General features: G+C 64.0%; 17 protein-coding genes. 5 read left to right on the top strand and 12 right to left on the bottom strand.

Annotated features, from left to right (window positions below):
* Positions 1–708 precede the first annotated feature (708 nt).
* From AWB68_RS01560 to AWB68_RS01545, 4 genes are all read right to left on the bottom strand, one after another.
* Entirely contained in the window at positions 709–1,179 is a 471-nt protein-coding gene (locus AWB68_RS01560; RefSeq protein WP_374729543.1) for a LysR substrate-binding domain-containing protein, read from the bottom strand.
* Between the two features lie 67 nt (positions 1,180–1,246).
* Entirely contained in the window at positions 1,247–1,453 is a 207-nt protein-coding gene (locus tag AWB68_RS01555) for a hypothetical protein (RefSeq protein ID WP_235028163.1), read from the bottom strand.
* A gap of 142 nt (positions 1,454–1,595) precedes the next feature.
* Positions 1,596–2,399: an SDR family oxidoreductase gene (locus AWB68_RS01550; RefSeq protein ID WP_087642609.1), complete on the bottom strand. Its 804-nt coding sequence runs from the start codon at positions 2,397–2,399 to the stop codon at positions 1,596–1,598.
* 355 nt (positions 2,400–2,754) lie between these two features.
* Complete coding sequence (locus AWB68_RS01545; protein ID WP_200828603.1) at positions 2,755–4,305, bottom strand: bifunctional AfsR/SARP family transcriptional regulator/alpha/beta hydrolase; 1,551 nt, start codon at positions 4,303–4,305, stop codon at positions 2,755–2,757.
* A 118-nt stretch (positions 4,306–4,423) separates the two neighbouring features.
* Here AWB68_RS01545 and AWB68_RS01540 point away from each other — a divergent pair, with 118 nt between their 5' ends.
* The 3 genes from AWB68_RS01540 to AWB68_RS01530 all read left to right on the top strand — a co-directional run bounded on the left by AWB68_RS01540 (position 4,424) and on the right by AWB68_RS01530 (position 9,009).
* Positions 4,424–5,800, top strand: a complete 1,377-nt coding sequence (locus AWB68_RS01540) for an FAD-dependent oxidoreductase (protein WP_087642608.1) — start codon at positions 4,424–4,426, stop codon at positions 5,798–5,800.
* A 54-nt stretch (positions 5,801–5,854) separates the two neighbouring features.
* Complete coding sequence (locus AWB68_RS48075) at positions 5,855–6,022, top strand: hypothetical protein (protein WP_160109942.1); 168 nt, start codon at positions 5,855–5,857, stop codon at positions 6,020–6,022.
* Positions 6,023–6,303: 281 nt separating this feature from the next.
* Complete coding sequence (locus AWB68_RS01530; protein WP_235028154.1) at positions 6,304–9,009, top strand: winged helix-turn-helix domain-containing protein; 2,706 nt, start codon at positions 6,304–6,306, stop codon at positions 9,007–9,009.
* Between the two features lie 91 nt (positions 9,010–9,100).
* On the opposite strand, the gene AWB68_RS01525 is transcribed toward AWB68_RS01530, so the two are convergent.
* Positions 9,101–10,432, bottom strand: coding sequence for an MFS transporter (locus AWB68_RS01525; protein ID WP_087642605.1), 1,332 nt, complete (start codon positions 10,430–10,432; stop codon positions 9,101–9,103).
* Positions 10,433–10,936: 504 nt separating this feature from the next.
* On the opposite strand from AWB68_RS01525, the gene AWB68_RS01520 reads away from it, so the two are divergent.
* On the top strand, positions 10,937–11,128 hold the full coding sequence (locus tag AWB68_RS01520; protein WP_125482847.1) for a hypothetical protein: 192 nt from the start codon (positions 10,937–10,939) through the stop codon (positions 11,126–11,128).
* 123 nt (positions 11,129–11,251) lie between these two features.
* On the opposite strand, the gene AWB68_RS01515 is transcribed toward AWB68_RS01520, so the two are convergent.
* The 5 genes from AWB68_RS01515 to AWB68_RS01495 all read right to left on the bottom strand — a co-directional run bounded on the left by AWB68_RS01515 (position 11,252) and on the right by AWB68_RS01495 (position 15,552).
* Entirely contained in the window at positions 11,252–12,085 is an 834-nt protein-coding gene (locus AWB68_RS01515; RefSeq protein WP_087642603.1) for an SDR family NAD(P)-dependent oxidoreductase, read from the bottom strand.
* An 80-nt stretch (positions 12,086–12,165) separates the two neighbouring features.
* On the bottom strand, positions 12,166–12,585 hold the full coding sequence (locus AWB68_RS01510; protein ID WP_087642602.1) for a MaoC family dehydratase: 420 nt from the start codon (positions 12,583–12,585) through the stop codon (positions 12,166–12,168).
* A 13-nt stretch (positions 12,586–12,598) separates the two neighbouring features.
* Positions 12,599–13,042, bottom strand: a complete 444-nt coding sequence (locus tag AWB68_RS01505) for a MaoC family dehydratase N-terminal domain-containing protein (protein ID WP_087642601.1) — start codon at positions 13,040–13,042, stop codon at positions 12,599–12,601.
* Between the two features lie 75 nt (positions 13,043–13,117).
* Positions 13,118–14,311, bottom strand: coding sequence for a lipid-transfer protein (locus AWB68_RS01500; protein WP_087642600.1), 1,194 nt, complete (start codon positions 14,309–14,311; stop codon positions 13,118–13,120).
* A gap of 101 nt (positions 14,312–14,412) precedes the next feature.
* Positions 14,413–15,552, bottom strand: a complete 1,140-nt coding sequence (locus tag AWB68_RS01495; protein ID WP_087642599.1) for an acyl-CoA dehydrogenase family protein — start codon at positions 15,550–15,552, stop codon at positions 14,413–14,415.
* 419 nt (positions 15,553–15,971) lie between these two features.
* On the opposite strand from AWB68_RS01495, the gene AWB68_RS01490 reads away from it, so the two are divergent.
* Positions 15,972–17,084, top strand: coding sequence for a CaiB/BaiF CoA transferase family protein (locus tag AWB68_RS01490; protein WP_087642598.1), 1,113 nt, complete (start codon positions 15,972–15,974; stop codon positions 17,082–17,084).
* Between the two features lie 136 nt (positions 17,085–17,220).
* Here AWB68_RS01490 and AWB68_RS48070 read toward each other — a convergent pair whose 3' ends face one another.
* Positions 17,221–17,379: a hypothetical protein gene (locus AWB68_RS48070; protein ID WP_160109941.1), complete on the bottom strand. Its 159-nt coding sequence runs from the start codon at positions 17,377–17,379 to the stop codon at positions 17,221–17,223.
* Positions 17,380–17,627: 248 nt separating this feature from the next.
* Entirely contained in the window at positions 17,628–18,803 is a 1,176-nt protein-coding gene (locus tag AWB68_RS01485) for an MBL fold metallo-hydrolase (RefSeq protein ID WP_235028153.1), read from the bottom strand.
* Positions 18,804–18,864: the final 61 nt, after the last annotated feature.

Here is an 18,864-nt window from a genome sequence, read left to right as displayed (position 1 = left end):
GAACGAGAGGGGACGCCCGTGATGCTGCGCGATCGAACATTGCTCGCGAGAGTCGCGGTCGCCGCTGATCGAAGATCCGCCAGGACGATGCCGGGTGCACAGAGCGCGACGGACTGAGGCCCTTGGCGACGGGTCATCGGGAGATACAAGGGTGCGTACCGGACGTAGACCACTTCCGTGACCGGTCCAGAACTGCACGAGAGACTGGGATGGAGGCGTCGACGTATGGGTATGCCGTCGTACCGGACAGCGTGGCAGACAGATCGATCCGCTTACGCGCGTGCCGCTATTTCTTCTTTATGGGTGCGTTGGCCGCAGTGCCTTTTGGGGTCGTCGCCCAGGACAGGACTTCCGCGGGCGAGGCTACTTTTTTCGGCTGTTTCGGTTTCTTTGACTCTCGATTACCACGTGCTTGACTCTTGGCCATCATGTTGCTCCTGCATCGACGGCCGCGAAGGCGATCGCCACGTCACACAGTGTGGGCGCATTCCGGGGGACTGTCGCGATCTATTTGCAAAAAGGGTCACGCCCGGCGACTCGGCCACTGCTCGATAAGCGAACGATAAACGAAGCCCTCTCGCCCGTAACACCTGCCCTTCGAACCAGGACGCCTCGATAATGACCCTACCTGTGGAAGCAGCGCCTACTCGTACTTTGCGGCGCTGCGATCTGCAGACCGTTGAGAAGAAGTCGGCCAGCGCTCATTCGCTATGACTCGTCGACCTGCTCAAAGCGCATTGCAAGATAATCGATTAGCTTGCGCACGGACGGTAGCTGCCCTCGCCTCGAAGGAAAGACAGCATGGATGATGCCGCCCTTCGGAACCCGCTCGGGCGTCAGTCCGACCAGCGCGCCTCCCTTTGTTTCATCGCACACCATCATGACGGGTAACAGGACGACGCCCGCCCCCGCGACCGCCGCCTGCCGAAGGGCGATCATGTCGTCGGTGACAAATCTCGGCGTGTGCCGAACCGTTGCGGCAGCGCCATGAGGCCCTTCGAGTTGCCAGACGTGTTCGCCACGCGGTGGCCCGAAATCGAGACTGGGCAGCGCCGTCAGATCGGCCGGCATAAGCGGGACGCCGTACTTTTCAAGCAGCGCGGGACTCGCCACAAGACACCAGTTCCGCTCACCGAGGACCTTCATCACGAGATGCTGATGAGCAATCGCCGCGCTCACCAAAACGGTTCGCGTGGCTCCTTTTGCATGCAGTTCAACTGTTCAACTCCGCGCTCGAAAGCTGTCGTTATCGGAGCATCGAGCGTAATGGGAACCCCTCGTATGCTTCATGCGCTCGCGCATGAAGCACCCAGTTCCCTGCCGGGACCTGCAGGCATCCCGCCGCCCGAATCGGCACCTCACGAAAAACCCGGCCAGCCCCCGTCAACACCACCGCTCGCACGGTGGCGTCCTGTGCCGCACGTTCGATTGCTTCGCCCAGCGATTCCAGCATTTCGCGACTGAAGGCGTTGAGCACCTCAGGTGCGGTTCAGTGTAATGGCGGCAACGCCTTCACTAGCGTGACAGAGCACTGATTCAGTCACGCGAGCGTCTGTCCCGCTGAGAGGTGACACCTTCGGGGCATGGCGACGAAGTCAGGCGGATTTCTTCAACGCATCGGCCGAGGCGTCGCCCAGCAAGGCTCCGCCATCGCAATCAAGGATAGTGCCGGTGATGTAGCGGGCGCTGGCCGAGCACAGGAATAGCGCCGCATCGGCGACGTCCTGTTTGGTGCCGTAGTCGCGAAGCGCCAGTGCGCCCTTGACACGGGCTTCCATCTCAGGCGTGGAGGCAAGCCTGGCCATGCCCTCGGTGTCGGCGATAGGCCCAGGCGAAATGCCGTTCACGCGCACGCCGGCGGGACCCCATTCCATCGCCAGGCATTTGATCAGCATGTTGATGCCGGCCTTGGCCGCGCATGCGTGGGCCTGAAACATCTTGGGCTGCTCACCCTGCGGTGCGGAGATCGCAATCAGCGATGCGCCCGGCGCCTGCAGAAAGTCAAAGGAGGTGCGAAATACATTGAAGGTGCCGATCAGGTCGATATCGACCACGGTCTTGAAGGCGTTGGCCGACATGGCCGCCGCCGGCGCAAGGAAATTGCCTGCGGCACCGGAAATGACGGCGTCGAATGGCCCTAGCGTATCGCGCGCCTGCGTCATGGCTGCTTCTACGGCACCGTAGTCCCGCACGTCGGCGGCAATGCCGATGGCCTTGCCGCCGGCATCGTTGATCGTGGCCGCTGCTGCTGCGATCCGCTCCGGATCGCGGCTGATCAGCGCCAGCCGGGCGCCTGCGCGCGCGAAGCGCTGCGCGATGCCGAGGTTGATGCCGGACGACGCGCCAGCGACAAATACGGTCTTGCCCGCCAAAGCATCTTCGCGAAAAACTGTAGTCATGTCTCTCCTTTGCTGCTATCAGGTAGGATCGTTTCCAGCTAAAGGTGTTCTTGCAAACCCCGTTGCCTGTCCTTTGTTGCCGGCCGGTTCTGCAAACGCGGCCGAACAGGGGGCGTCGACAGGCCCGCGTTTCAGTCAGCGGAAATATCTGTGAAGGCGGCGCATCACGACGCTTGGCAACGATTGTCGTGCTTGCGACTTCCCTGGATGCCTCCCCGAAGCGGGGGGTAGTCGAGTGGCAGACTCGACAGCGCGCCTCACCCGAACTGGCCACCGGCAATCGCCGCCCAATGCATGCGTTGATGACTAGCCGCTAACAACGTTTCCCATCCTGGCCTGTATCTCTCGTTCGCAGTCACGCCGCGAGATTGCGGACAAATTGCTCGATACTGGCCAGGACGGGTTGCTGATCGCCCGCGAAGACCCAATGATCGGCGCCGTCGAGTTCGACGAATCGCGCCTGCGCGATGTGGCTGGCGAGATACCGGCCGGCGCCGATGCGAACGGCGCGGTCGTCGAGACGATGGAGCACCAGAGTCGGAACGGAAACTCGGCCCAATAAGTGCCGCACATCCATATCGCGCAACGCCTCGAGCACGCCCTTGATGGCGCCCGGGCTCGAAGCGGCCCGCAGCAAGCCTGCCCACCAGGCTCGTGCTTGAGGATCGTCAGACAGGCTCGGCGCGAATGTCTCGATGCCCGCAGGGCCGCCCCAGACTGCAACGAGCTGCTGCAGCCACATGTCGTACTGACTAGCGTGCAGCGCGTGCGAATAGTCGGGCGTCGCGCTTCCCTTCGCCAACGAGGCGAACAAAATGAGACCGGAGACACGATCGGGGTGATCAACGGCGAATTTGATGCAGGGCGGTCCCCCCTCGGACGCGCCGAACAGCACGACCCGGCGGCTGCCGGCGGCGTCGAGCACGGTGCCGATGTCCTGCGCGGTCGCGTCGACGCCGGGATTGAATCCGACCCTGTCGGAGAGCCCGATGCCTCGACGATCGAACAGGATGAGACGTCCCATCTTGGCGAGAGAGGACAGGAATGCCCGGCACCGGGGCTCCTCCCAAACCCGTTCGACGTGGGACACGAAACCCGGCAGCACCAGAATATCAATGCGGCCGGCGCCGTAGGTCTGGAACGCGAGATGGATGTCGCGCCCGCTGACAAAGCGCGTCGGCGGTGGGGCCTCGGTCGGCAACGTTGTGCCGGCGTCAAGCAGCGCGCGGGTCTCGGTTTCGGGCGCCACATCGAGTTCGTCGCGAAGGCGCAGCGTCAGGGCTTCGAGGTGGCGCTCGGCCGCAGCCCGATCCCCGGCGAGCAGGAGGTTGTGGATGAGGTGCCGGCCGTACACTTCGCTGAGCGGATCGAACTCAACGAGACGCCACGCGTGCGCAGCCGCAGCCGCGTAGTCGCCGGCCGCATTCTTGTCGCGCACCACCCGTTCGAGCGCCTGGATCGCCCGACCCCGCAAGGCCTCACGGCGAAAGAAAGCCCACTCGTCGAACTGCGGGCAGTCGCCGGGCGAAAAACCTTCGAGAAAGTCGCCGGGATACTGACGGCAGGCCCGCTCGAACTCGCCGCGGTCGCAGGCTTGCTCGAACAACTGAGCATCCACCTGCAGGTCGATCCCTGATGACCATCGTACCGTCGACCGGTCGGTTGTGAGAACGTCGTCGCCGAGCGTGAGCTGGAGGCGATGCAAGAGGCGCCGCAGCCGCGCCCGAACGACGTCCTCGCCGCTATCCGGCCACAACAGGGTTGCGACGACGTCGCGCCCGACTGAGCCCTTCGCTTCGGCCAGATAGATCAGCAGGGCCAGGCCTTTGCGCAAGGCCAGCTCGCACAGCCGGTCGTCCCGGCGGATCTCCGGAAATCCAAGCGTCCGTACACTGAACAGAGTCATCGTGATGCGAGCCTCAATGACGGCGTCCAGGGGACGCTCAGGGGACGAGGCGATACTATCATCCACTGCAGACGATCGTCGCCGGACACACTGCGACGGATTGAACTGGAGGATTGTCATGAAGAACCTGGGCGAGCATGCGGTCGTAATCGGCGCGAGCATGGGCGGGCTGCTGGCCGCACGCGCACTATCGGATTTCTATACCACCGTCACCGTGCTCGAACGCGATGCGTTTCCAGCAACAGACACTCCGCGCAAGGGCGTGCCACAGGGTCGCCACATCCATGGGCTTCTTGCGCGCGGCAGCGCGATACTCGAGCAATTCTTCCCAGGGTATAACGACGAAGTCGTCGCGCAGAGCGGCGGGTTGCTCGGCGATGTCGCCAACGATGTGACCTGGATCGGTCGCAACGTTACGCTTGCTACGGGCACGAGCGGCCTGATCGGTCTGATTGCGAGTCGTCCCGTGCTCGAAGGCCATCTGCGCCGACGGGTCCTGGGGTTGCCGAACGTGCGCGCCATGGAGAATTGCGCTGTGCAGGGTCTTGCCATCGACCCCGCTCGCAAGAACGTGACCGGTGTGCGCATGCGCGTTGAGGGCAAGCTGGAAGAGACCGTCAACGCGGACCTCGTCGTTGATGCTACCGGGCGCGGCTCGTCCAGCGCGGCCTGGCTTGAAGAGCTCGGCTACCAACCTCCTGTCAACGAGAAGGTCGAGATCGGCATTGGCTACATGACCCGTACCTATCGACGTCGGCCGACTGATCTTGACGGCAAGCTCGGCATCGTTGTCGCCGGTAGTGCGCCGAACTGGCGGAACGGCGTCATGCTCGCGCAGGAGCATGACAGCTGGATCGTCAGTACTGGCGGCTTTCTGGGTGATGACGCACCCGATAACGATCAAGGCTTTCTCGCGTATCTGGCGACGCTGCCGACCATGGCGATTCGCGACGTTGTCGCGAGGGCTGAGCCGATCAGCGATTACAGGCGCTACCGCTACGCCTCCAGCGTGCGCTGGCGGTATGAGAAGCTTGCACGCTTCCCCGAGAACTACCTGGTTTTCGGTGACGCCATCTGCAGTTTCAACCCGATCTACGGGCAGGGCATGACGGTCGCGGCACAGGAGGCGCTAACGCTGCAACAGTGCCTGCTCGCGGGCTCGAACGATCTTGCGCGGCGATTCTTCAGGGCGGCCGCTAAGATCGTCGACATTCCGTGGGACATCGCGGTTCGCAACGACCTCCGCCATCCGCAAGTCAAGGGCGAGCGTCCGCCGATGCTGCGTTTCATCAACTGGTACATCGGTAAGCTTCATCTTGCTGCGACCCGCGACAGCACGCTGGCGACTGAGTTTCTGAAGGTTGTCAACCTGATGATCCCGCCGCCGTCGCTGCTCAGCCCTGCGATCGCCTGGCGGGTCTGGCGGGGCAACTGGAGGCCTGCGCTATCCGTTCCCTCGCGCGCACTCGAAGCAACCCGCGATCCAACGCGATAATTGGACTGACCGTTCCACAATAGGCGACGCATTTTCCACCTAGTACAAGCCTCCATGGACAAACTACGCGCAGAGACCGCAAAATCACAGGTCAGCCTACCCGCGCGTGAATACGCGCTGCGTGTCGCCGAAGCCGAAGTCAGGCCCGCAACCGCATCGCAAGATCGAAAAACGGCGATCCACCAGACTGTTCTTTTCGAGCGCACCGGAGCACGAACCTGAGCGGGACCCTTCGGCGGCGTCCGCGACGCGTATCGTGACATCGATGCGGCCGCGGCGATGCGCGGCGGATATCCGCTGACGGGCACTCAAATAAATCGCGCGATGACCGTGTGACGCGGCATTTTTGTCGAATCAGTCAGCCCCGGCCTCACAGCACCGAAGGGTAGCGCCCCCATTTACTGATCGCAGAGTTCTACCTGATGTCCCAACAAGGAATATCGTTTGCAGGAGTGACGTCGCCGTCGCGTGGCACAGTACAGCCAGTCGCAGGCACGAAGTTGATGCCGCCTCGCGGTTCCCGGAATCTGATCCCGCGTGACGCGCTGATGGCGCGCATGGTGGACGGCCGGCGGCGGCGCTGCCTGGTTGTTCAGGGCGCCGCGGGAAGTGGCAAGACCAGCGCCCTCGTGGAATGGCGCAAGGCCCTGATCTCGTTGAACTTCGACATCGCGTGGCTCTCGCTCGCGCCGGAAGATAACGGACTGTCGCGGTTTTTCGACTGCCTGCTCGCGAGTCTCGCTGAGGTCGACTCCGCCATCGTGCGCACCGCTGCGCTGCTGATGGGTCATGACAGCAATGATTCGGCCGTCGAGCATTGGGTGATCACGCTCGTGGAGGCCATCGCCCAGCGACAGCGCGACCTCGTGCTGGTGCTCGACGACATCCACCATATCGACGACAGACGCATCATGCAGGCGCTGCAGTGGCTGCTGGACTATGCGCCGCCGCAACTGCACGTGGCGTTCGGCTCGCGCAGCGCGCTACCGCTGTCGCTGGCGCGGCTGCGGGCACAGGACCAGGTAGAAGAGATCGATCTGCGCGACCTGCGTTTCACCGCGGCCGAGTCAGAGCGCTTCCTGCGCGAGCAACTTGGCCGTATCGACAAACGCGACGCCGAGATCCTGCACGAGCTGACCGACGGCTGGGTGGCCGGGCTGCAACTCTTTGCCATCGACCTTAAGGCGAAACAGGGTGCCCCCTATTCGCGGGAACAGATCCGCGACGCCCGCACCTTTGCGAGCTATTTCGAGCGCGAAGTGCTGGTGCGTCTGTCGCCTGGCGATCTCGACCTGCTGACCCGCGTGGCGGTATGCAGCCGGTTCTGCGCCTCGTTATGCGCAAGCCTCTCCGGACGTCCCCAGGCGCTGGCCCGCAAGATGACGTGGCTCACGCAAATGGACAGCAACAATCTGTTCATCACGCAGGTACAAAGCCACGAACGTGAAACCTGGTATCGGCTGCACCCGCTGCTGCGCGAGGTGCTTCTTGAACGCGTGGCTCGCCTTCCGGAAGCGGAACAGCGAGCGCTGCATTCAGCGGCGTGGAACTGGTTCGCCTCGCGGGGCTATCTCGACGAAGCCGTGCATCACGCGGTCCAGGCCGATGACGCCAACGCGGCCACCGAGATGGTGGAATCCTGCGTCGAGGATCTCCTGACGAGGGGCGATGTCGGCCAGCTGGCCGGCTTGCTTCGCAACCTGCCGCCCGAACATGTCGAGGCGAGCGTCGACCTTCAACTGGCGGCGGCCCAGATCCAGCTCTATGCGCAGGACATCGAGGGCCTCGAAGGGAGTCTGCAACGGATCGAATCGAAACGCGCCTCCCTCGAGGCCTGTCAGACTTACGGCCTGAACGTCCTTCGCGCCGGGCTTGCCCTGCGGCTGGACGATCCCGACGCGGTGTTCGCCATCCGGGACGAACTGCTGAACGTGCCGTCCGACGCAAGCGATCGCGTTCGAGCCAGCGGCGCGACCGCGCTTTCCTGGATGTTCATGTGTCGCGGCGAATACGCGCAGATGCATCAAATACTCGACGAGGCACAGGAACACGGCGGAGCGCCATTCCAGCAAATGGCGGGACGATGCATAGGCGCCATGAGCCTGACCATTGCAGGTCATATGGCGCGTGCCGAGCAGATCCTGCGGGAGGTGCTTGAAGAGTCCGAGCGGAGTGGCCCCCCGTATGTCGGGATGGCCTGCATGGCCGCGGGCATTCTTAGCTACGCGCTCTACGAATCCAATCAACCGGAGGCTGCCATCCGGATGATGGCGCCGCGCATCGAGTTGCTGGAACGGGTCTCGATTCCCGATACCGTGATACGCGCCCTCTACACGCTTGCCGCGTGTCACTGGCAGGCCGGACGCAAGCTCGAAGCGCATGCGTCCCTCGACCGGCTGGAGGACTATGCCGTCAGGCACCAACTGGATCGGTTGCTCGTCTTTACGCTCATGGCCCGTCTGCGCTTTCACCTGTGGCAGGACTCGATGGACCATGCGCACGCGAACCTGCTGCGCATGGAGTCGATCGCGGCCAGGTACGCAGGTCCCAGCAGGATTGTCGCGGCGGAGATCAATGGTGTGGCCGAGCACGGGCGAATCATCATGATGCTGCACGAACGAGACTTTGCGGGCGCTTCAGCCCGCATCGACACGCTGATTCCGGCGATCGAAGCAATGGGAAGGTCTCGACGCCTCGTCGCGCTTCATGCGCAGTCCGCCGTCGCGCGGCAGGCGCTCGGCTACGGACAGTCCGCGCGCGAGCACATGCTCACCGCCCTCACGCTCGCACACAACTCCGGGATCGTACGCACCTTGCTGGATGCGTCGCCCGCCGTGCCGCAGATGCTCGGCGCCCTGATCGAAGAGGGTGTACTTGATCCCGTGCTCGCGTTCTACGCGAAGCGACTGCAGGCGGCAGCCGCCGCCGGACCCGCATCCGTCACGGCCGCGAAGCCGGTCGCGACCGCGATGGTCGAAGCGCTCAGCGAGCGCGAACGCGAAGTGCTGAGTCTGGTCGCGCAAGCGATGCCCAACAAGAAAATCGCGCGTGCGATCAATGTGTCACCGGAGACGGTGAAGTGGCATCTGAAGAACATCTTCGGCAAGCTCGGCGTGGCCGGGCGCGACGAAGCAGTAGGACGCGCGCGGGATCTCAAGATCAGCCTCATGGACCCCTATCCGCTCGACGACACGAAGCAGGATCGCTAACGGAAACGGCGGGGGTCGCGCTGCCTGCTCGCCCGCCCCCCGCCCCCGCCCTGCGACCACGGTCAGGAACGTGGCCGCCTGACCGTCTGCTTCAACTTGCGTCGGCTTGCCCCAACGTACCCGGGCTCGCCATGACGGTCGCACGCATGAGTGCGTGCTTCGAGCGCGCCGGATACAGCCAGCGCAGACCCACGAGCGAAGCAATGATCAGCAGGACCGCGCCGCACAGAAATCCGGCTTCGTAACCGTGCGCGTCCGTGCTGCCGTATGCCTGCACGAGACGACCCATGACGGCGGGTGCGATGGCGCCGGCCACATTGCCCGCTGCCGTGAAAACCGCCACCACGGCGCCACACTGGCGCGCGGGCACCATTTCCCCGATCATGACCGGACCCAGCGTAATGGCAATGGGCGCCAGCGCGCTCGCGAGCGCAAGCAGGACGACCTTTTGCCCGGCAGGCAGACCGGTCGCCACGAGTGCGATGAAAAGCAGGCCGCTCGCGAGGACGCTCAGGCTCGCCAGTTGAGCTCTCGCTCGACGTGTCGTCGCGCCGCGCCTCACCATGCGTTGCGACAGCCAGCTCATGCCGATCGTGACAGGCATCGCCGATACCACGACAAGCGCAAACCAGCGGCCCGCCTCGGCACTGCCGAAACCCAGCCCTTTCTCAAGATACGCGGGCAGCCACGTCAGGCTCATGCCGAGCGTCCAGTAGCCTGCAAAACTCAGCAGGAAGAGCGCCAGCGCCGAAGGGTCGAGCAATATCCTGCGGTACGGCAATCGCAGCGGCATAGCGGTCGGGCAAATATCGGTAGTACTGGGCTGCGCGTTTCGTTCGTGAAGCTGACCCTCACGGGCAACGCATGCCCACACCACACTCCAGAGCGCGCCGGCGGCCGCCAGGATCACGAAGTTCATGCGCCAGCCCCAATGCCGGCTGACGAGCGGAATCAGCAGGCCCGCCAGCAACAGCCCGGCGCAGGCGCCCTGGCTGATCACCGCCACCGGCATACTGCGCTTTTCATCAGGGAACCATTTGTAGAGCGAGTGGACCGAGACCGGAAATGCCGGACCTTCCGCTGCGCCGAGCAGCACGCGGCAAAGGAGGATCGTGAACGCTCCGCCGGCCAGCGCAATGGGCAATTGAAGAACGGCCCAGCTCGCGCCCATCGCCAGCAGCAGCCAGCGAGTGGCGATGCGATCCGACAGGAAGCCCACGACGATTGCCGAGATCGAAAACAACCAGTAAAACGCGCCTGCGATCAAACCGAATGTCGCGGGAGACAGATGGAGTTCGGCCATCAAGGGCACGGCCACCATGCCCAGTACAACCTTGTCGAGGAAGTTCACCAACATCAGAAACAGCACCATCGCCGTCATGGCCCAGGCGGCGCGCGGTTGATAGCGGAACGGGTCGTTCATCGGGCCACCCAACCCGTCGATCTGCCGAGGCAAGCCTGACCGGGCCTCGCGAACGTTGGCACCGATGCACGGCTTGATGCCCTTGACGGGCAGGGTCGCGACCCTGCCCCCTTGCCTCCGGCGGCCAATGCGGCCCGGCGCGCGGTTTCGGTGCTGTCTGTCATCTCGTCTCCATGAAACGTCCTGCCGCGCTTCATGCGCGGTCTGTCGGTGTCACGCGCCGTCGCCGCCTGCCCCCCGGAACGGGAGACGCAGGGACGGCCTGCGCGTCGATCATGATCATGATTGTCTCAGGCACTGGCGCCGCCCCTACCCGAAACGGGGGGGTGTATGAATCAGCACGACGACAATACTGCCCGTGCACTCGACGAAACGCGCCTGGTTAGCGCAGACGGACGGCCAGCGGACCAGACATCACACAATGTGCCGCACAGCGGCCGTCAATCGAGCAACCCGGTGGACGATTCGCACCTTCCCATTTATTTTCTGACGAGGACGCCTGGCTTGGACACGGACAGCAGATGGAACATCGACGCATACACATGGGACCGCGTGCCCGGGATCGGCGGCGAGCCGGGCCCGCACAGGTCGGGGCAGGTCGAAGACGCGTTGGGATACGTGTCGGAAGTGATCGGCAAGCTTTGCAGGTCGATCGACGTCGCAGACCTGCCGACGATCGTCAGAGGCTATAACTGAAACGACAACGCCGAATGGCCGCCTATAGGGCGTGCCATCCGGAACAGTGGAGGTCGTGAATTCCGCTCATGCAACATCGCCCGCAACCATCGCGGGCAACGCTGCCTGTTGCGCAAACCAGAACTAGAAATTGCCGCCAGGGCCGCCGCCGCAGAAGACGACCTGCCCTGACAGATAGTTGGACTCCGGCGTGCAGAACAGGTACACCGAGCCCGCCGCTTCGACCGCCGTGCCGGGGCGGCCCAACGGGGTCATCTTCTTCGATTTTTCCACCAGCGCCTCGCTGATGCCCACCTTGATCTCGCGGCCCTCGATGTTCACGGTCGCACTTTCCGTTCCGGCAAACGGCACCGTCAGGCGCGTTTCAATGTGGCCAAACGCGACGGCATTCACGTTGACCTTCAGGCGACCCCACTCCTTGGCGAGCGTCTTGGTCATGCCCAGCAGGCCCGCTTTCGCCGACGAGTAATTGATCTGCCCAGGGTTGCCGCCTGCCGCACCCGATGAGATATTCACAATCTTGCGGAACACTTCACGGCCTTCGGCGGCTTCGGCTTTCGCCGCCGCGCTGATGACCGGATAAGCGGCGCGCAGGATGCGAAACGGCGCGGTCAGGTGGCAATCCATGATGGCGTACCACTGCTCGTCGCTCATTTTCTGCACGACGTTGTCCCACGTGAAGCCAGCATTGTTGACGACAATGTCGATGCCCTTGAAGTTCTCCACGGCCGTTTTGACGAAACGCTCGGCGAAGTCGGTGGCCGTGACGCTGCCCACGCATGCGACCGCTTCGCCGCCCTGCGAGCGGATCGTCTCCACCACTTCGTTGGCCGGATCGGCATCGAGGTCGTTCACTACCACGCGCGCGCCTTCGGCGGCCAGCTTCAGCGCCACTTCACGGCCGATGCCACGGCCCGAGCCGGTGACGAGTGCGGACTTTCCTGCGAGCTTGCTCATCTGTCTCTTCCTGTCTTTGCTGGATGCGACGGACCGGTCACGGCCGGTCCGTTCAATCAATCAATTCGCGATTCGGCGCTTCACTTCAGCGCGACGATCGCCTCGCCCACGAGCTTGTCTTCCCCGTACTGGTTGCTGCACTTCAGACGCAGCCTGACGCGCTGCTCGCCGTCGGCCTCGAACTTCTCGGCAACTTCGCCGGTGCAGGTCGGCTGGTTGCCGAGGTGGGTGATTCCCGTGAAGCGGACCGAGACATTGCGGATCTGCTGCTGCGGAACCCAGCCGGTCAGCAAGCGCCCGAGATAGGCTGCCGACAGCATGCCGTGCGCGAACACGTCCGGCATGCGCGCCTTGCGGGCGAAATCGATGTCGATGTGAATCGGGTTGTGATCGCCCGACGCGCCGCAGTAGAGCGCGAGCGTGGTGCGGTCGATGGCCGGCAGCGCCAGCGAGGGCAGGCGGTCACCCACCTTCACATCGGCGTAACGAGGTGCTTGCATGTTCTCTGTCTCCTTAACCGCGACGCTCGACGAGCGTGCCGCGCACATCGGCGACGTGTTCGCCGTTCTGGTTGGTCACCCGCGTGTTGCTGACCACGAAATGCAACGCGCCATCCTTCTTGTCGTAGACGTCTGCCACTTTGGTCTCGAAACTGAGCGTGTCTCCCGCATAAGCCATGCGGTGATAGTCGAATGCCTGCTCGGCGTGAAGAATGCGCGCGAGATCGAGCTTCAGCGTGTCGAGCACGTTAAAGGGCCGCGCCACTTCGCTGTTCAGGCACATCAGGAAGGTCGGCGGCACGGGCAGTGCCGGATGCCCCGCATCGTGCGTGGCAGCGCTGTCGACATACACCGGGTCGGTTTCGCCAATCGCCTTGGCGAAGAATGCCAGGCGTCCCTTCTCCACTTCGACCGTGCCGTGCGAGGTCACCCGGCCGATCATGCTCTTGTCTGCCATCTGTATGTCTCCTCTACTCAGGTTGTGCGGCGCGCGCCGGTCCAGCTTCGCCACGCGCCCGCCTTTCATAACGGACTAGCCGCGGCCGTACAGCGTCACGACGCAGGCGCCGCCGAGGCCAAGGTTGTGCTGCAGCGCCAGGTCGACTTTCTCGACCTGCCGCCTGTCGGCCGTGCCACGCAACTGGTTCGTGAGCTCATAGCATTGCGCGAGCCCTGTGGCGCCCAGCGGATGCCCCTTCGAAAGCAGGCCGCCCGACGGATTCGTCACGACCTGCCCGCCGTAGGTGTTGTCGCCGTCCATCACGAATTTCTCGGCGCCGCCCTCCGGACAGAAGCCCAGCGATTCGTAGCTCAGCAGTTCGTTATGGGCGAAGCAATCGTGCAACTCACAGACGTCGATATCCGACGCGCTCACGCCGGCCTTCTCGTAGACTTCGTTCGCGGCCTTCTTCGCCATTTCGAAGCCCACCAGGCGAATCATCGAGGGCGGCTCGAACGTGCCCGGCACATCGGTCGTCATCGACTGCGCGAGGATGCGCACGCCGGTGCGCAGGTTGTGCTTCTTCGCGAACGCCTCGGAGCAAACGATGGCGGCCGCGGCACCGCACGTGGGCGGGCAGGCCATCAGGCGCGTCATGACACCGGGCCATACCGGCACGTCGTTCATTACGTCGTCCGTGCTCACCACCTTGCGGAAGATGGCCAGCGGGTTGTTCTCCGCGTGGCGGCTGGCCTTTGCGCGAATCGCGGCGAAGGTCTCGAGCTTGGTCCCGTACTTCTGCATATGCTCGCGCCCGGCGCCGCCGAAAAGCGTCAGCGCGCGCGGCACGCCCGCTTCGATGGCATCGGCGATCAGGTGACCACCCACGCGGTTGAAGCCGTCGAGCGGCGATTCACGGTCATTCCAGCGCGACGTCAGCGCGCCCGACTGCATCTGCTCGAAACCCAGCGCGATCGCGCATTCCACTGCGCCGCTCTCGACCGCCTGACGTGCGAGAAAGAGCGCGCTCGAACCGGTGGAGCAGTTGTTGTTGACGTTGACCACCGGGATGCCCGGCAGGCCAACCTGATACAGTGCCGCCTGCCCGCAGGTGGAGTCACCGTAGACATAGCCGACATACGCCTGCTGCACCATGTCATAGGCCACACCGGCATCAGCCAGCGCCATGCGCGCGGCCTCGGCGCCCATCTCGACATAAGTGCCGCTCGCGCCCGGCTTCTTGAACGGGATCATGCCGACCCCGGCTACTACCACATGCTTCGACATACACCAATCTCCTCTCTTGAATGTTGATACTGCGTCGTGCCGCCACGGCGGGCTGCGGCTCACGAGAGCCGCGTGCCGTGAGCCCGTAGCGCGGCGGCGCTTTACATCTTGCGGGTGATGATGTCGCGCATCACCTCGTTGCTGCCGCCGTACACGCGCGCCACGCGCATGTCCACGAACGCCCGCGCAATCGGGTACTCCAGCATGTAGCCGTAGCCGCCGTGCAGTTGCACCATGTCGTCGATGCACTTCCACATCGTCTCGGTCGAATGCAGCTTCGCGATCGCCGCCTCCTCCGCGGAAAGCCGCCGGCGCATGTGCTCGCCCAGGTAGTAGTCCACCATCGTGCGCAGCGCCACTGCGTGCGCTTTCACGTCAGCCAGCTTGAACTTCGTGTTCTGGAAGTCCCATACCGTCTGCCCGAACGCGCGGCGATCCTTCACGTATTCGAGCGTCTGTTCCAGCAGCCGCTCCACCTTCGTCGCCGCGGTCACCGCGATCATGAAGCGCTCCTGAGCCAGGTCATGCATCATGTAGATAAAGCCCTTGCCCTCCTCCCCCAGACGGTTGCCCACCGGCACCCGCACGTTGTCGAAGAACAGCTCCGCCGTGTCCTGCGCGTGCATGCCCACCTTGTTCAGCTTGCGTCCGCGGCGGAACCCCTCGCGAGTGGTCTCCACCATGATCAGGCTCACGCCCTTCGCCCCGGCCGCCGGATCGGTCTTGCACACGACCATCACCATGTCCGAGATGAAGCCGTTGCTGATGAACGTCTTGCTGCCGTTGATCACGTACTCGTCACCGTCGCGCACAGCCGTCGTGCGGATCGCCTTCAGGTCGCTGCCTCCGCCCGGCTCGGTCATCGCCACCGCGAGGATCGTCTTGCCGCTGCAGATGTCGGGCAGCCACTTCTGCTTCTGCTCTTCGGTGCCCAACCGGTTCACATACGGCGCCACGATGTCCGAATGCAGCCCGATGGACAGTCCGCCCACCCCGGCGCGCGCCAGTTCCTCCGCGATCACCGCCGCGTGGCCGAAGTCGCCCCCGCCCCCGCCGTACTCCACCGGCAGCGTCGTGCACAGCAGACCCTCGCGGCCCGCCTTCAGCCACGTCTCGCGATCGACCTCCCCGGCCTCGTTCCACTGCTCCTGGCGCGGCACGCATTCCCGCTCCATGAAGCGGCGCACGCTGGTGCGGAACTGCTCATGGTCTTCTCGATAGACGTTACGATTCACTTCCACGGGTCTCACTCCTCTTTGACTTGAAGGTCGACAGCCCAAACCGCAGCGCTGTCCTGATGCCGCCCATCATCGATGTCCACTCACCCCCTACGACTACCCGAAACGGGGAGGTAGGGCGCTTAGGCAGGCATCTCGATCCCTGTGGACGCGCCTCTCGCCAGCCTTCGGGCGGGTCGCACGCTGAGGGTCGACGTGGAGTGAGGATGTCCCGGCGCAGCGGCGCCCGACCTCCCTGAATCGGGTAGGTGGGCCGGGCACCTCCCGCCTTACGCTTGCCGGACGGGTTTCGACGCACAACCCGCGCGGCTTTGTGCGCTCGGGCAGAAAGAGAGGGGCGCGGGGCGCAGCGCTTCGTCATCACATGGACCCTGAACCATCAGGGTCACGCCATCACGCACGTTTGAAGAAAAGGAGACAGCATGCTTTCAGGTATCAAAATCGTTGAAATCTGCGGTATCGGCCCCGGACCGTTTTGCGCCATGCATCTGGCCGACCTGGGCGCTGACGTGATCGCCGTCGAACGCGCGGACGCTGGCGCGGCGGGCAAGGCGCCGGAAGGTTCGGTGCTCAACCGCGGCAAGCGCTCCGTCGTGGCAGACCTGAAGACCGACGAGGGGCGCCAGTTGGTGTTGCGGTTGATCGAGAGCGCCGATGCGTTGATCGAAGGCATGCGCCCCGGCGTCATGGAGCGTCTCGGGCTCGGCCCGGAGGTCTTGCAAGCGGTCAATCCGCGTCTCGTCTACGGGCGCATGACGGGATGGGGGCAATCCGGTCCGATGGCGCAGGCAGCGGGCCATGACAACAACTACATCTCGCTGTCGGGCGCGCTCTACTACAACGGCACGCCCGCCGAACCGCCTTCCTCCGCCATCACGATGATCGGCGACATCGGCGGCGGTGCGCTGTACCTGGCGGTCGGACTGCTATCGGGCATCCTCAGGGCACGCGCTACCGGCAAGGGCACCGTGGTCGATGCGTCGATCGTCGACGGTTCCGCCCACATGCTGCAACTGCTTCTGCACACCCGCAAGAAAGGTCTGGTGGTCGGCGAACGCGGCAAGAACGTTCACGACAGTTCCCACTTCTATTCGACCTATCGCTGTGCGGATGGCAACTTCATTACCGTCGGCTCGATCGAGCCGCAGTTCTACTCGCTCCTGCTGGAGAAGCTGGGTCTCAAGGACGATCCGCGCTTTGCGCATCAGTGGGACCGCGAAATGTGGCCCGACCAGCATCGGGCGTTCGTCGAACTGTTCGCGTCCAGGACACGCGACGAATGGTGTGCGCTGCTCGAGAACACTGACGTCTGTTTCGGCCCGGTGCTGAGTCCGTCCGAAGCAGCGTTGCATCCGCACAATGTGGCGCGTGGCGTGTACTTCGAACGCGACGGAGAGTTGCAGGTTGCGCCCGCACCACGCTTTGACGGCAAGCGCACGACGCCCGGCCGCATACCACTTCGAGGCGAGCATACCGCGCTCATCGCCGCTGCTCTCGAAGACGGCGGCAGTGAGCACTGCTGGAAGGCCTGCTGATCACCGCCGTCTGTGTGCCCGGGCAGTGTTGCATGGTCACGGACGGTGGAGGCGCGGTCGCCGTGACGTCCGCTCGACGATCTTTACTCCGGCCGGATAGCGGCCCCATGGCCGCTGTCTCCTCGGGAGATCGCATCTAGTCGCGGTTCCCTGCAAATTCCGGCGTCATCGCACGCCCGCCCGACGCACCGGACGTGAGTCGCACGCGGACGAAATCGATCATCGATGTTGCTTCACTTGTCATCAGTGCGTCGCCGACCCGCATCGCGCAGGACAGTTCGGTACCGGGTGCCATGCGCCATCCGTGCAGACGGTTGGGCACTCCAGTAGAAACCGCAGTTGAGTTGTGTGTCTTGCATGTTGATGTCCGGTAAAAGGCGCGACGCCCTATCAGTACGATTTCGGCAGGCCCGGCACCTTCTCCGCGATGAAGGCGAAAGGCATCACGAATCTCCCGCTGGTCAGCGGCTAACGTGGAAAGCACTGCGTGGTTTTCCTCGCAGGACGAGCGCACAGGCATTCGACGCACAGGTGTGCCCTGTGTTAGCAGAGCCGATACCAGGCGACGCCGTGGCTATCGTCTGTCACACGCACCTCGCCACGCCGAACGAGGTGATTCAGGTACGCCAGACTCTCTCCGGTGGCAAGCTTGAGCAAGAACGGATCGGTGTCTACGTCGCGCGAGAAGAGCGTCGCGAACACATCGATGGCTCGGCGCGGCTCTCCGGTGAGAAGCTTTCTCAGCCGATCCAGCGTCCGTTGCCGACCGGTGGCAAGGCGCGCGAGACGCTCGTGCAGTCCATGAAAAGGCTCGCCATGGGCCGGCAGGACGAGCACGTTCGCCGGCACGGACTGCCCGATCTTCTCGATCGAAGAAAGCCATTCGGCGAGCGGATCGGCCGCAGGTTCCATCGGAGACACCGATACGTTTGACGAGATAAGCGGCAGCACCTGGTCGCCGGAAATGAATACGCCCAGCTCGGCGCAGTAGAAGCACGCGTGTTCCGGCGAGTGCCCTGATCCGACGACGACCCGCCACCGCTTCCCGCCGATCGTGACGCACTCGCCATCGCGAAGACGCCGATAACTGACTGGCAAGGGCGCCACGATCTTGCGGAGATTTCCGGCCGACAGCCGGTAGCGCTCGATGGCCTGCGTGTCCCAGCCGGCGCGACGATAGAAGCGCACGCCCTCGTCGATCACGGCTTCGCTCGTGTCGCCGACGAGCACGCGACTGCTCAGGTATTCGCCGCGTGTCATCCACAATGTCGTGTCGTAGCGGCGGGCAAGCCAGCCCGCCATGCCGATGTGATCCGGGTGCATGTGCGTGACGAACGCCCGGCGCGGTCCGCGCATACCGAACGGACCCTCCGGGCCGGCAAGCTTCTCCCACGCTGCCGAAGCCTGCGGGGTATGCATGCCGGTATCGACCACGTCCCAGTCTTCCCCGTCGCGCACGGCCCACAGGTTGATATGAGCCGGGTCGCCCGCTATCGGCATGCGCAACCACGCGACACCGGGCGCAACTTCACGTGCGACACCCGGCGCAGGCGGCACGCCACAGGGATAGACGAGTTGCCTGGAAGGGGCGGTTGCTTGCAGTCCAGTAGGGTCAACGAGGCTTCCACGCAACTGGCGGAGGGCCGACACGTCACGATCGTCGTCTGATGGGGAGTCGGCATGGATCGACGAGCGTGGTTCCCATTCGGAGCCCATCATGCGCCGTCCTTCATGCGTCGTTTCTCTAAGCACTGTCGCAGCGGCGCCATCGCACTGTTCT

This window comes from Caballeronia choica (assembly GCF_001544535.1).
GTDB classification, from domain to species: domain Bacteria; phylum Pseudomonadota; class Gammaproteobacteria; order Burkholderiales; family Burkholderiaceae; genus Caballeronia; species Caballeronia choica.
This window is presented reverse-complemented; position numbering and strand designations above follow the sequence as displayed.

Excerpts from the sequence above, each read along its gene's own strand:
- AWB68_RS01555 (WP_235028163.1), bottom strand. The coding sequence starts at position 1,453 with ATGCTGGAATCGCTGGGCGAAGCAATCGAACGTGCGGCACAGGACGCC.
- AWB68_RS01550 (WP_087642609.1), bottom strand. The coding sequence starts at position 2,399 with ATGACTACAGTTTTTCGCGAAGATGCTTTGGCGGGCAAGACCGTATTT.
- AWB68_RS01545 (WP_200828603.1), bottom strand. The coding sequence starts at position 4,305 with ATGACTCTGTTCAGTGTACGGACGCTTGGATTTCCGGAGATCCGCCGG.
- AWB68_RS01540 (WP_087642608.1), top strand. The coding sequence starts at position 4,424 with ATGAAGAACCTGGGCGAGCATGCGGTCGTAATCGGCGCGAGCATGGGC.
- AWB68_RS48075 (WP_160109942.1), top strand. The coding sequence starts at position 5,855 with ATGGACAAACTACGCGCAGAGACCGCAAAATCACAGGTCAGCCTACCC.
- AWB68_RS01530 (WP_235028154.1), top strand. The coding sequence starts at position 6,304 with ATGCCGCCTCGCGGTTCCCGGAATCTGATCCCGCGTGACGCGCTGATG.
- AWB68_RS01525 (WP_087642605.1), bottom strand. The coding sequence starts at position 10,432 with ATGAACGACCCGTTCCGCTATCAACCGCGCGCCGCCTGGGCCATGACG.
- AWB68_RS01515 (WP_087642603.1), bottom strand. The coding sequence starts at position 12,085 with ATGAGCAAGCTCGCAGGAAAGTCCGCACTCGTCACCGGCTCGGGCCGT.
- AWB68_RS01510 (WP_087642602.1), bottom strand. The coding sequence starts at position 12,585 with ATGCAAGCACCTCGTTACGCCGATGTGAAGGTGGGTGACCGCCTGCCC.
- AWB68_RS01505 (WP_087642601.1), bottom strand. The coding sequence starts at position 13,042 with ATGGCAGACAAGAGCATGATCGGCCGGGTGACCTCGCACGGCACGGTC.
- AWB68_RS01500 (WP_087642600.1), bottom strand. The coding sequence starts at position 14,311 with ATGTCGAAGCATGTGGTAGTAGCCGGGGTCGGCATGATCCCGTTCAAG.
- AWB68_RS01490 (WP_087642598.1), top strand. The coding sequence starts at position 15,972 with ATGCTTTCAGGTATCAAAATCGTTGAAATCTGCGGTATCGGCCCCGGA.
- AWB68_RS48070 (WP_160109941.1), bottom strand. The coding sequence starts at position 17,379 with ATGGCACCCGGTACCGAACTGTCCTGCGCGATGCGGGTCGGCGACGCA.
- AWB68_RS01485 (WP_235028153.1), bottom strand. The coding sequence starts at position 18,803 with ATGATGGGCTCCGAATGGGAACCACGCTCGTCGATCCATGCCGACTCC.